The organism is Allosphingosinicella deserti, from assembly GCF_003012735.1.
Lineage (GTDB): Bacteria > Pseudomonadota > Alphaproteobacteria > Sphingomonadales > Sphingomonadaceae > Allosphingosinicella > Allosphingosinicella deserti.
This window is the reverse complement of sequence record NZ_PXYI01000002.1, coordinates 506,548-518,730: the sequence shown is the minus strand read 5'-3', so window position 1 is coordinate 518,730 and position 12,183 is coordinate 506,548. Positions and strand designations below refer to the sequence as shown.

Sequence of the window (12,183 nt, the reverse complement as noted above, 5' to 3'; positions counted from 1 at the left end):
ATCCTATAAGATAAGCATTAGTACGGAACGCCCGGCGACACGCCGCTCCGGAAGAGCCAAGCATCTGTTTGAAAGCGCTTTTCATGACCGCGGCAAAGACCTCGGCAGACGGCTTACGTACAAGCCCGCATATAGGATTGCCAAGAAGGTTAACTCTCCTCCTGCATTTCAGGGCTCGTAGACGGAGTTGGGGAGCGCAGGGTGCGTTCCGCTCCGGGGGGAGTTACCAATGTCCAAGACCACCATCGCGCTGGAAGCCTTGGTTGCCGACGTCATCGCGAACCGCGCCGCCGAAGGCGCGAAGCAGACTGCCCGTCAGCGTCTTAACACGGACCGCGCCTTCGCCTCGATCCTGAAGCTCATCGCCCCGCGCATCCGCCACTTCATCCGCCAATATGGTCTCGTCGCCCACTGGGAAGACGCAGAGCAGGCTGCCGCGATCGCCGTGCACCGTGCGATCGAAGCCTATGATCCGGAGAAGGCGCAGTTCACCACCTTCGTCAACTGGCAGATCCGCGGCGAGATGCAGAGCCTGCGCTTCCGCCTGATGACCGACCAGCGCTCGTCGGCGAAGAAGGTCGAGGCGCTCACCGTCTCGCTTCAGGATCTCGGCCGCAGCCACGACGGTGAGGACATGCCGTTCGAAGCCACGATCGAGGACGAGGACGCCCTCGAAGCGACTCTGGCCGGCGCGTCCGCCTATCTCGCCCAAACCGCGACCACCGCCCTCATCGACGAATATATCGACCATCTCCGTGCAATCGGCATCGAGCAGTTGAAGAAGCGCCCGCGCGCCAAGAAGGCGATCGCCAACCAGCCCGGCGACATCAGGGACCAGATCCCCGACCGCCGCCCGCGCTTCCGCGAGGTCGATCCGGTCGAGATGGCAAAGCTGGAGGAAAAGCTCACCCGCAATCGCGAGATCGTCGAGCGCCGCGTGTTCGACACCGGCACACTCGACGCGCTGGGTCTCGACACCGGCCTCACCAAGGAGCGTGTTCGCCAGATCACCAAGCGCGCCGCCAAGACGATGGGCGAGCTGGTTGCGAGCAGCTCCAAATTCCAGGTGATGGCCGATTACAAGCAGGCCGCCGCGACCGGTGCCAAGCCGCGCAAGGCTGTTGCACCCACCGCCGCCGGGGCGGAGACCCCGATCGAGACCCTCGCGGCGCTGCTGCCGGATCCGGCCCTCCCGCACAACCGGCTCACCAGCCTGATCGTGATCCGCCAGGATACCGACAGCGAACAGGACCTGCCGGTGGCGCTCGGAGTCGCATCCGAGGACTCGCGCAAGGCCGCCTGACGCTGCGCTCGGCGCTTCCGGCGCCGAGCCGATCCACGATCTTCACCGGGGACCAACCCGCGCTACCGCATTTCTCCTATAATGATTCCACGCAGGAGCATCGGGCTCCGGCATCGGGGATCGTCGGGTGAAGGCAGGCAAGCCGCAGGAGGTGTTGGAAGAGGCCGGGCATGACGCGCTGCTGCGTGCCTCGGCCGAGCCCGACCTGCTGCGGGCGGGCCGGGCAATGATCGTTCCCGCCCGGCAGCTGCTGCGGCGAATCCGGGCGCCTCTTCTCACCATCGCCACCTTCCGTGGAGATCCCGCGGTCCGGCTTTTCCCATGGACGCAATCGCTCGAGCCGGGCGATCCGCTCGACATGCGTGAAGCGGCATTCTGGGCCGAGATCGAGACGCTGGTCGAAGCTGGATCCGAGGCACTGCGCCAGGTTGCCCTGCGCTGGCCGGGCTACGCGCTGCCACCAGTGATCGGGCTGGTTACCGATGGCGGCGGATTGGCCGTATCGGGCGAGAACCCGTCGGGCCTGACGACGCGCTGGCTGCTCGACCAGATCGAATTCGCCTCTCCCGCCTCGATCATCATTCCCTTCGCACCGGACGGCTTGTGGTCACTCTTGTCGCCGCGCGAAAGGTCGGGGCCCGCCGCGCGCTGTCATTGACACTCTCATAGGAGCAAGCGTAGCTTTCGACTTCATCCGGAAAGACATCGTAAGGGGGAGACGATGGCGGGACGCGGAGCGCTGCAAGAAAAGTCGCGTATCGAAATCGATCCTTATCGCGCGATCATTTTCCCGAACCACTTGCGCCATCTTCGCCGTGAGGGCGGTTTCCCGAAGCTGCTCGGTCTTGCTCAGAAAATCCCCGAAATACCATATATTAGACTTTCCAAGATCGAACGCGGCGAAGTCATTCCCCGTCCCGACGAACTCGTCCGGATCGCCGGCGAACTTGGCGTCGCCCCCGGGGACCTGTTGCTCGACATCGACGATCCCGGTTTCGATATCGGGGCGTGGGTCGCTGCCGGACAGCAATTGCGCCCCGTCGACGACGAAGCGGCGGCTTTCGCGGTGAAGCTTGCGGCGGCGCTTCGCTTTCGGAGGATGAGCGATCCGGCGCTGACCATCGGCAGGATCGAGGAGGAGTACGGCATAGCGCCGGTGATCCTCTCCCGCGTCGAAAACGCGCACAAGACGTTCGATCGCTGGAACCCGGCGACCATCGCGTCCCTGCTCCGCCTGTTCGGTGCCGCCGACCGGGATGCTCTGCGCAGCATGACCGAAGGCCTCCATGAACGCGGTGTGCTCGACGCGCGGATCCGGGAATTGTCCGGCGCAGCGCCGCGGATCGCACGCACGCGCGCGAAGATCGCCGAGCTTCGCGACAGCCTTGCCGATGCGAGCAAGGATCCACCCCTGCGCAATCCGCCAGAACGAGCACTTCCAAAGCCGCCGACACACGAGCAGCGGGTGCTGCCCGTCTTCGGCGTGCCGCTCGACGACGGGCTGCTTGCCCTGACACCCACGGGAGAGCTTGCCGACGCACCGCGCAACGCCGGTCCGCGCGCTTATGCGCTGCGCGTGCACCGACCGACGCTCGGTGCCGCCCTGCCCGGCTCTGCGACGGTGATCGTCGATCCGGATCGCTTCCCGGGAGGGATGGGCATCGCCGCGCTGCGCGAGGGCGATGCCGTGCGGCTGCTGACGGTGACCTTCGACCGCAACGGCGCGATGATCGGCTACAGCGCCAATCCCGATCGCGAGCTGCCGCTCGACACGGTTCCACCCAACGATATCGCCGGAGTGATCGCTGCCTATTTCGCGTGAGATCGGCGCCGGTGCCCGAAATTCGGGTCTAGAATAAGGGTAGATCGGGCCAAGGCGTGATTGCCCGGATGCAGCGCCGGTCCGCCGCCGATGGAAGATCGACCATGAAAGGCCGTTTGCATCCGTGAAAGGCCGATCCGGTCGGCATTCGAGTGGCCGGACGGCCGAAATTCTCGGCGGATGCGATCAGGCTCACTTCAAATCGGTAAGCCTTAGGGTCTAGGGCTGCGCGACATGATTCTTCGAGAAGGTGCGCCGGAGCGGGCATGATCGGCACGGACCAACAGGTAGAGAAGCGCCGGCTTTTCGCCGCCATCGGCGAGACCCTGTTCGCGCGCGGGCTTGAGCCAAGCCCGGAGAATTTTGCCGCGGTCTATGCCGAACTGGCGAGCGCCAGGGCTGTGCCCGGCGCGCCGACCAGCCAGGCCGCACCACCGGCGGCCCGGCGCGATGCCGCGCAGGATCTTCTGCATGCAGCGCGGCGTCAGGTCGAAGCCTTTGCAAGCGTCGCCGCCTCGACTCGCGAGGAGGTTCGGGATTACCAGGGCGATCTGCAGTTCGGGGCCGAGCAGCTCGCCGCCGGCGCTGGCCCGGCCTCGATCGCGGCCCTCGTCGGGCTTACCGAAACCATGATCGAGCGCAGCCGCCTTGCCGAAGCACGACTGGAGCAGGCGACAGAGGAAGCGAACGCGCTTCGCCAGAAGCTGCTCGACGCCCAATCGGAAGCACGGACCGATGCACTGACCGGACTTTCGAACCGCCGGGCGTTCGAGGATCGCTACGCGGCGCTGAGCGAAGCCGGGGTCCCGATCAGCGTGGCGCTTTGCGACATCGATCGGTTCAAGGCGATCAACGACACCCATGGTCACGATGTCGGCGATCGTGTGCTGAAGCTGGTCGCGCAGGTGCTGAAGGCCACCTGCGGAGCTGCGATGGTGGCGCGCTATGGCGGCGAGGAATTCGCTGTCCTGTTCGCGGCGAGCAATTCCGCAATCACGTCGAGGCTGGTCAATGCGTCCCGCGAGACGGTCGCCGCAAGCCCGTTCAAGGATCGGGAGACCGGCACCCCGATCGGGCAGATCACCTTCTCGGCGGGAGTCGCCACGGCACGCCCCGGTGAAAGCGAGCACGCATTGATGCGCCGTGCCGACCGTCTTCTCTACAAGGCCAAGGCCAGTGGGCGGAACTGCGTAGAGGTGGACACCGGCATCCGCCCGCCCGCGACCGTCAGGGCATGATCGGGCCGGGCGGGTCGGCTGGCCCGATCAGGCTCCTCGTCTTTGGTTCAGAGCGCGCGCAAGGCCGAGCGCCGTCGCGTGCCGATCAGGCGCTCGGCACCAGGCCGGCGGTGAACGCGATCCGCAGGATGTCGGAGAGGTTGGTCACTTCGAGCTTGTCCATCAGGTTCGCACGATAGATTTCGATCGTGCGGGGGCTGAGGTCCAGATCGTAGGCGATCACCTTGTTCGATCGCCCGGCGATCAGCCCATGCATCACCTGCACCTCGCGTGCGGAGAGCTTCTCGATCTTGGCCTTGGCGGCGTTGACCCTGGCCGTCTGTTCGCTGCTTTCCTCGAGCTGGCCACAGGCGCTGTTCAGCACCTCGATGAGCGCATCATGCTCGTAGGGCTTTTCGAGGAAATCGAGCGCGCCGGATTTCATCGCTTCCACCGCCAGGCTGACTTCGCCGTGGCCGGTCAGGATCACGGCGACGAACTTGGGACCGTAAGGCTGGATCGCCTTCAGCACGTCGAGCCCCGTCGATCCCGGCATGTGGTAATCGAGCAGGATCACGCCGGGCCCGAGCTCTTCGGCGCGCTCGAGAAAGGCATCGCCTGAGCGGAATCCCCAGACGAGGGTGTTCGGGAGGACAGAAAGGAGAGACTGGAGAGAGAGACGGACATCGTCATCGTCGTCAACGACATAGATGGTACGCGTGGTCATTCCTGGTCTCCTGGTCTTGTCCGCAGCGTGAACCGGAAGGTCGCGCCGCCATCCTCGTTGTTCCCGGCCGTCAGCGTTCCGCCATGGGCCTCCACGATCCGCTTGCAGATCGAGAGGCCGACGCCCATGCCACCTTCCTTACCCGAGACGAACGGCGTGAAAAGCCTGTCGAGCATCTCAGGGCTCAATCCGGGGCCGGTATCGCGTACGGTGATGACCAGACGCTCGGAATCCCCGTCGGGTTGCGCAGAGACGGTGATGCGGCGCTGCTCCTGCGGGATTTCCCCCATCGCCTCGGCGGCATTGCGAAGCAGGTTGACCAGCACCTGCTGGATCTGGACGCGGTCGGCAAACACGCGCAGATCCGGATCCTCGGTCTCGACCCGCAGATCGACGTCGTTCCGCCCCCTGCTCGCCAGGGCCAAGGCCACGGAATCGCCGATCAGCTCACCGACCGAAGTCCACTCCTCCTGTACGGTGCCGCGTGACACGAAGGTGCGCAGACGCCGAATGATCTGGCCGGCGCGCAAGGCCTGCTGACTGGCCCCGGCAAGAAGATCGTCGATCTTGCTGTCGTCGCCGGCGCTGCGCAGCACCTTGGCGGTGCCGAGGAAATTGACCACTGCGGTCAGCGGCTGATTGAGCTCATGGGCGAGGCCGGAGGCCATTTCGCCCATCGCGCTGAGCCGGGAGACGTGCATCACCTCTTCCTGCAGCTGCGCGAGGCGGCTCTGCCACTCCTCCCGTTCCGTGACGTCGATGTACAGCGAAATCATCCGCGTCAGCTTGCCGTCGGCATCGTAGAAGCAGGCCGCGCTCGTTTCCAGACTCCTGCGCGTACCGTCGGGTCTGACGAACCGGTAGCGAAAGCGGATCCGGGGCGCCTGCCTGGCCACCGCCGCGTTGATCGTCCCGTAGACATGGGCCCGGTCCGCCGGATCGACATGATCGCGCCAGGATCCGAGATCGGACATCGTACCCTGTTCGACGCCGAGCGCACGGCCGCTCCCGATCGACTGGGTGAACTGGCCGCTGACCGCGTCCCATTCGATGATTCCGATGTCGCTCGCCTCCATTGCCAGCATCAGCCGCGCTTCGCTGGCGCGAAGCGCCGCCTCCGCCTTGGTGCGGGCGCTGATGTCGGTCATCGACAGCACATAGATGGGCTCGCCGCCATGCCGAGGCTCCAATCGGCGGGCGCGTTCCAGCACGTTCAAGGTCGAGCCGTCGCGCCGACGCTCGACGAGTTCCTCCTCCCAGCCGTCGGCGCCCGAATCCCAGTCGACACCGCCATCTGCCCCGCGGGATCCCAGCAGTTCATGCTTCTGGCGTCCGCGCGCTTCCTGCCGGCTCCAGCCATAAAGCTGCTCGCAGCCCATCGACCAGTGGATCACGGCGCCGGACGTGTCGGTCAGCGCGATCGGCGCGGAATCGAGCGCTCTGGTCAGGGCGCGCCGGGCGCGCTGCTCGCGGGCAGCCCGGCTCGTGACCCAGATCAGCAGCGCCGCCATGGCGCCGATGTTGAGCGCCGTTTCCAGCGCCCCGGAAACCGACGGATCGATCCCTGCGGCCTTGGCCCTTTCCTCGACCCATTCGGTGGCCACCGGCGTGACCACCAGCAACGGCAGCACGACCTGCAGGATCGTCCGGTCAATCCCAAGGCCGGAAAGCAGCCCCTCCCACACCGGGCCGCGCCAGCCGAGGAGCGCCACGGCGAGCACCGCTCCGCAGATCAACGCGGGCAGCGGCGCCGCAACGTAGCGGAGCATCGGATCGGTGATCGGGCCGGACAGGGGCATCGCAGCGCCGGCAACTGCGATGGTGCCGAAACCGGCCATTGCGAGGCCGGCTGCCCATTGCCCAGCCCGCAGACTGGGGCGCATCGCCAGAAGCAAGCCTGCCGACAGCAGCAGCAAGGTCATGCCGACGGCAAATGTCGGCCGACCGGGTGTGGCCAAGGCGGCGCGGCCGATGCGATCCGGAAAGAGCCAGGCATCGATGCCGAAGGTCAGGCCGGTTATGTCCTGAAGCAGGGTCGACAGGCCGATGACAATCGGCAGGACGAGGAAGGCCACGGCAGCGCGATGGCTGCCGCGAAGGCATGCCAGCATCGCGAAGGAAAGCGAAAGAAATCCGACGGCGGTCAGCGGCTGGGTCGGGTAAGGGCTGCCGAACCCGGCCAGCCCGACCACGTCGATTGCCCAGCCGGCAAGCACCAGAAGCGCGCACGCTCCGCCAATGGCGCAGAGCGCCATCGCCGCATTGTCTTGCGCCTCATTCTCCATTGCCGCATCCCCACCGGCAGAAGTGCCGCCCACCGCACGCGCTGTGGCCGACACTTGCGATTCGAACAACCTACGGGATGTACCGTAAAATCCTGATGAGCCTCGATCCGGTTGCAAACGATCTCATTGCGAGGCGGCTCCCGGAAGAAGCAACAAACCGCGGCGGCGGCCGCGCGACGTCCAGCGGGCACGCATGACCCGCATGGCATCGCCACCGCGCCAGATCAGGCAGCGGAGCCCGGCGGCAGCAAGCGAGAATGGCGAAAGCCGCAGGCTCAGCCGCTTGCCGGCGAGGCGACGGGCCGGCTTTTCCGCCGGAGCCGGGCGCGACGCGGGGGCACTTCCCGGCCACACCACGCGCAAACCCTTCGGCACCACCTGCCATTCGCTGCCGGTGCGGATCATGTCCTCGCCGCAATTCCGGCAGGTGCTGAAGTAAAAGCCCTGATTGTAGATCGCGCTCGGCTGCGCCTGATGCTTGCGAAAGCGACAGGATGACGTGCGGCGGGGCCGCAGCGCCTTGCCGGCCGCAGCGTCGAGGCCGGTCGCGATGACGGACACACGGATACGGCCGTCCATCGTCATATCCTGCGACGACCCCCAGATGATCTGGGCCTCCGGATGGACCCGGCTGGTGATGTAGCGGGCCGCCTCATCGATTTCGACCAGCCGCATGTCGTCCCCCCCGACGATCGAGATGATCAGATGGTTGGCGCCGTCGAGCGCACCGTCGAGCAGCGGATTGGCGACGGCTGCCTGCGCGGCCTTGACCGCACGATCGGCGCCTTCGCCCTCGCCGGTACCGAGGACCGCCTTGCCCATGCCTTCCATGATGCCGCGAACGTCGTTGAAATCGAGATTGACGATGCCGGGATTGACGATGAGGTCGGTGATCGAGCGCACACCTTGCTCGAGGACGCCGTCCGCGGCTTCGAACGCGGCGGTGACGGTCGCATCGGGCGCTGCGGTATGGAGCAAATTCTGATTCGGGATGACGATCAGCGTATCGACCGCGCGGCGCAGTTCCTCGATCCCGCGCTCTGCGGCGAGATAACGACGGCTGCCCTCGAAACGGAACGGCTTGGTCACTGCGGCGACGGTAAGGATGTTGTTGCGGCGCGCCCAGCAGGCGATGCGGATCGCAGCGCCGGTGCCGGTGCCTCCGCCCATGCCGGCTGCGATGAAGCACATCTGGGCGCCACGCAGCGCGCCGGCGATATCCTCGTCGAGCTCCCGATCGGCGGGCGACTGCCGGCGGGGATCCGGGGCGATCCGGCCGCTGACCTTCTCGCGAAGCAGGATGCGGGTCGGTGCCGGCGAGGCGTCGAGCGTCTGGACGTCGGTATCGGCAGCCACGAACTCGACACGCTCGAGGCCGTTGCGGATCATGTGGCGCACCGCATTGCAGCCGGCGCCGCCGACCCCGACAACGCAGATGCGCGGCCGAAGCTCGGCCATCGCCACCGGTTCCGGCGGTGCCTCGTCACGGGTCGAAGTCTTGAACAGCTTGTTGAGCACCATGTCTCTTGTCCTTGGACGGAAGATTGGAGGGAGGCGAGCGGCTGCGCTCAGTGGCGCTTGCCGCGTCGGTCGGCATCGCCGCGGGCCAGCATCGACAAACGCTGGAGGAGGCTCGGTCCGCGCTCCGGCAGCGGGCGCGTGGCGTCGATCCGGGTCACCGGCCGAGTTCGCGCAGGCGGCTGATATCGGTGAAATTCCGGCGCCGCCGGTGCCGGTTCCGCGAGGAGCAGCGACTGCTGGGCAAGGGTTGCCGACGCCAATGCGAGCGACTCCTGCCCCGGCGCAGTCAGCACGATCGTGTCGGTGGCCGCATAGCCATCTTCCCAAGGCGCGGAGATCTGCACTTCATAGTCGCCGTACTCGGGCAGCGGTGCGGCGGCTGGGCTCTCCGCGCGAACGAAAACCGGCGCATCCGGCTCGGGCTCCGCTCGAGCGGGGATCGGCACGGCGGCCGCAACGAGCGGGGCATCGTCGACGGTTGCAGGCTCGGCCACGAAAGCGGTCGGCGACTGGGGGGGCGCCTTGGTAGTCCCTACCGCCGCCAGCTCCGGCCGGCGAACCGGCACCGCGACATCCGCATCGATGCCGGTCGCCAGGATCGACACGCGAATGCGGCCCTCCAGCAGCGGATCGACTGCCGAGCCCCAGATGATGTTCGCCTCCGGATCGACCTCATCCCTGATCCGCATCGCAGCCTCGTCGATTTCCATCAGGCGCATGTCTTCGCCGCCGGTGATCGAGATGATCAGCCCCCGCGCACCCTTGATCGCGCCGTCGAGCAGCGGATTCTGGATTGCCCGGTGGGCTGCATCGGTGGCGCGATTCTCGCCGCAGGCCTCGCCGGTGCCGAGCATCGCCTTGCCGGTCGCGAGCATGACGGTTCGCACGTCGGCGAAATCAAGGTTGATCAGTCCGGGCATGACAATCAGATCGCTGATGCTGCGCACACCCTGTTCGAGCACCTCGTCGGCAAGGCGGAACGCCTCGCGGAAGGTGGTCGCCGGCGAGATGACCCGGAACAGATTCTGATTGGGGATGACGATCAGGGTATCGACTTCCGCCTTCAGCTCCTCGATGCCGCGGGTCGCGGACGCGAGACGCCTGCGGCCTTCGAAGCCGAACGGCGTGGTCACCACGCCGACGGTGAGGATGCCCTTGGCGCGCGCCGCAGCGGCGATGACCGGCGCGGCGCCCGTGCCGGTACCGCCGCCCATGCCGGCGGCGATGAAGCACATGTGCGCGCCATCGATTGCGGCTTCGATCGCGTCGATCGATTCGAGCGCTGCCAATCGTCCGGTCTGCGCATCGGCTCCCGCGCCGAGGCCTTCCGTAACTTTGCGGCCCAGTTGAATGCTCTGCTGGACGGGGGAAGCGTTGAGAGCCTGCGCATCTGTATTGGCGACGATGAAGTCGACGCCGTTTACCCCGCCTCGCATCATGTTGGCGACGGCATTACCGCCTGCACCACCGACTCCAACGACGCAAATACGCGGCAGAATTCCAGTACCGTAAGTGTATACTTGTTCCGACATCTTGCAATTCCACCCCAAACACGGGCTCGGCAAACGCTCGCCGACTCCAGCTTCGTTAGTGAAACGTTAACTACTTCTTTCCATAGCGGTTAACCTATTGCGGAAACGTACCTAAGGTGATTCTACGGATCGCCCGGAGCTTGGCCGCACCAGCGGCGATCCGGGTGATTCCTGTTCCAACGCTGTAGTTATACGGGTGGTGCATTGGGCGGCGCAGCGGTGTAGTCCGCAGCAATGCCCACCTCGTCCGAGACCGGAGGCCAGCTGCTTGCCGCAGTGCTCGATACCGCTCTCGACGCGGTGGTCGTCATGCGCTCCGACGGAACCATCGCCGCCTGGAATCAGATCGCCCAGCGGATGTTCGGCTGGAGCGCCGCCGAAGCGATTGGCCAGGAGCTAGGCGGACTGATCATTCCCGAGCGGCTGCGCGCGGCGCACAAATCAGGGCTGGACCGATTTCTCCGTGCCGGCGAAGTCGGCATCCTCGGCCGACAGATCGAAACGGTCGCCCTCAAGAAGGATGGTTGCGAGATACCGGTCGAATTGGCGGTGATGCTCACCGGCCGCTTCCAGGAAATCCTCTTCCTCGGTTTCATCCGCGACATCAGCGCACGCAAGGCGGACGAGCAGAAGATCGTCGAGCTCCAGGCCGAGCTCATCCATATGTCGCGCGTGAGCGCGATGGGCGCCATGGCCTCGACGGTCGCACACGAACTCAACCAGCCGCTCGCCGCCGTCTCGAATTACCTGGCGGCCTGCGAGATGGCGCTGAAATCGGGCACGCCCGACATCGAGAAGCTGAAGGATCTGGTTGCCTCGGCGCGGCAGAACACGACCCGCGCCGGCCAGATCGTCCGGCGACTTCGCAACATGACGGTGAAGGCAAAGTCGGTCCGTGAACGCTTCGACATCGGCGAGGCGATCGGCGAGGCCGCGAACATCGCGCTGATCGGCCACGAAGGCCGCGAGGTGCGCCGGGCGATCCGCTGCGACGCGGACCTGTTCGTCCAGGTCGATCGGCTCCAGCTGCAGCAAGTGCTGATAAACCTGATCCGCAACGCCGTCGAAGCGATGCAGGGATGCGAGCGTAAGCTCCTTTCCATCGCCGCCTATCGCACCGGCGAGGAAGTGAGGATCGATGTCCGCGACAGCGGCCCCGGGCTCGCACCGGCAACACGGGAATCGCTGTTCACGCCGATCGGATCGGGCAAGCACGAGAATATGGGGATCGGCCTGTCCGTATCGCGGATGATCGTCGAAGCGCAGCACGGCCGCCTGTGGGCAGAGGATCCGCCCGAGGGTGGTGCCTGCTTCTCGATCGCGATCCCGGCGGCGAAGGACTGATTGGCGTCGACCCCCGTGTTTCCCCTACCGAGATTTTACTAAGCCGCAGAAAAGATTAGCAGAAATGCCGTATTAGGCAGTTTGCGCCTCTAAGAAGTCAAGGCGACGGTCGGCCTGTCGAACCAGCCGTCGCGTTCGCAGGCACGGGCACGTGCAGTTCAGAGGTGAAACCATGCAGCTCCCTCGACATACCAGGAACTTCGACGTCCTCGGCAACGAAGCGATTGGTCTTACGCCTCTGGTCGGCCGCTTCGACACCGACATGCAGGCCGCCGCTGCCGAGGTGCGCAACGTCCGGCCCGCTCCGGTCCCGCGCGTCTGCGGAAAGACGGCGCTCGCCCTCCAGCCGACGCTGGCGGATGCCGCCCACGACGGGAACGCTTTCTGATCGATCGGCCCGGCGGCAACCCGCAGGGCTACCCTTTTTTTCGT

The 12,183-nt window shown here is 65.9% G+C and carries 10 protein-coding genes; 6 read left to right on the top strand and 4 right to left on the bottom strand.

The window, feature by feature from the left end; all coding sequences use genetic code 11:
* Positions 1–229: 229 nt before the first annotated feature.
* The 4 genes from C7I55_RS06710 to C7I55_RS06695 all read left to right on the top strand — a co-directional run bounded on the left by C7I55_RS06710 (position 230) and on the right by C7I55_RS06695 (position 4,363).
* Positions 230–1,303, top strand: coding sequence for a sigma factor (locus tag C7I55_RS06710; RefSeq protein WP_106512111.1), 1,074 nt, complete (start codon positions 230–232; stop codon positions 1,301–1,303).
* Positions 1,304–1,430: 127 nt separating this feature from the next.
* Entirely contained in the window at positions 1,431–1,961 is a 531-nt protein-coding gene (locus C7I55_RS06705; protein WP_106512110.1) for a hypothetical protein, read from the top strand.
* 63 nt (positions 1,962–2,024) lie between these two features.
* The gene (locus tag C7I55_RS06700; protein ID WP_106512109.1) at positions 2,025–3,125 is read left to right on the top strand and encodes a helix-turn-helix domain-containing protein; all 1,101 of its coding nucleotides are present in this window, start codon (positions 2,025–2,027) and stop codon (positions 3,123–3,125) included.
* 266 nt (positions 3,126–3,391) lie between these two features.
* On the top strand, positions 3,392–4,363 hold the full coding sequence (locus tag C7I55_RS06695) for a GGDEF domain-containing protein (protein WP_106512108.1): 972 nt from the start codon (positions 3,392–3,394) through the stop codon (positions 4,361–4,363).
* Positions 4,364–4,448: 85 nt separating this feature from the next.
* On the opposite strand, the gene C7I55_RS06690 is transcribed toward C7I55_RS06695, so the two are convergent.
* The 4 genes from C7I55_RS06690 to ftsZ (C7I55_RS06675) all read right to left on the bottom strand — a co-directional run bounded on the left by C7I55_RS06690 (position 4,449) and on the right by ftsZ (C7I55_RS06675) (position 10,407).
* The gene (locus C7I55_RS06690) at positions 4,449–5,069 is read right to left on the bottom strand and encodes a response regulator transcription factor (RefSeq protein WP_106512107.1); all 621 of its coding nucleotides are present in this window, start codon (positions 5,067–5,069) and stop codon (positions 4,449–4,451) included.
* Positions 5,066–7,354, bottom strand: coding sequence for a PAS domain-containing sensor histidine kinase (locus C7I55_RS06685; RefSeq protein WP_106512106.1), 2,289 nt, complete (start codon positions 7,352–7,354; stop codon positions 5,066–5,068). The genes C7I55_RS06690 and C7I55_RS06685 overlap by 4 nt, the downstream gene beginning before the upstream one ends.
* 123 nt (positions 7,355–7,477) lie before the next feature.
* Complete coding sequence (gene ftsZ, locus C7I55_RS06680; RefSeq protein ID WP_106512105.1) at positions 7,478–8,875, bottom strand: cell division protein FtsZ; 1,398 nt, start codon at positions 8,873–8,875, stop codon at positions 7,478–7,480.
* A gap of 47 nt (positions 8,876–8,922) precedes the next feature.
* Positions 8,923–10,407, bottom strand: coding sequence for a cell division protein FtsZ (ftsZ, locus tag C7I55_RS06675; RefSeq protein WP_106512104.1), 1,485 nt, complete (start codon positions 10,405–10,407; stop codon positions 8,923–8,925).
* Positions 10,408–10,641: 234 nt separating this feature from the next.
* Here ftsZ (C7I55_RS06675) and C7I55_RS06670 point away from each other — a divergent pair, with 234 nt between their 5' ends.
* Together C7I55_RS06670 and C7I55_RS06665 are read left to right on the top strand one after the other, a co-directional pair.
* Positions 10,642–11,751: a sensor histidine kinase gene (locus C7I55_RS06670; RefSeq protein ID WP_106512103.1), complete on the top strand. Its 1,110-nt coding sequence runs from the start codon at positions 10,642–10,644 to the stop codon at positions 11,749–11,751.
* 172 nt (positions 11,752–11,923) lie between these two features.
* Complete coding sequence (locus C7I55_RS06665; protein WP_106512102.1) at positions 11,924–12,139, top strand: hypothetical protein; 216 nt, start codon at positions 11,924–11,926, stop codon at positions 12,137–12,139.
* Positions 12,140–12,183 lie beyond the last annotated feature (44 nt).

Bases quoted from the DNA above. Each gene is read 5' to 3' on its own strand.
- ftsZ (WP_106512104.1), bottom strand. From the start codon at position 10,407: ATGTCGGAACAAGTATACACTTACGGTACTGGAATTCTGCCGCGTATT.
- C7I55_RS06695 (WP_106512108.1), top strand. From the start codon at position 3,392: ATGATCGGCACGGACCAACAGGTAGAGAAGCGCCGGCTTTTCGCCGCC.
- C7I55_RS06685 (WP_106512106.1), bottom strand. From the start codon at position 7,354: ATGGAGAATGAGGCGCAAGACAATGCGGCGATGGCGCTCTGCGCCATT.
- C7I55_RS06710 (WP_106512111.1), top strand. From the start codon at position 230: ATGTCCAAGACCACCATCGCGCTGGAAGCCTTGGTTGCCGACGTCATC.
- C7I55_RS06700 (WP_106512109.1), top strand. From the start codon at position 2,025: ATGGCGGGACGCGGAGCGCTGCAAGAAAAGTCGCGTATCGAAATCGAT.
- C7I55_RS06670 (WP_106512103.1), top strand. From the start codon at position 10,642: ATGCCCACCTCGTCCGAGACCGGAGGCCAGCTGCTTGCCGCAGTGCTC.
- C7I55_RS06665 (WP_106512102.1), top strand. From the start codon at position 11,924: ATGCAGCTCCCTCGACATACCAGGAACTTCGACGTCCTCGGCAACGAA.
- ftsZ (WP_106512105.1), bottom strand. From the start codon at position 8,875: ATGGTGCTCAACAAGCTGTTCAAGACTTCGACCCGTGACGAGGCACCG.
- C7I55_RS06690 (WP_106512107.1), bottom strand. From the start codon at position 5,069: ATGACCACGCGTACCATCTATGTCGTTGACGACGATGACGATGTCCGT.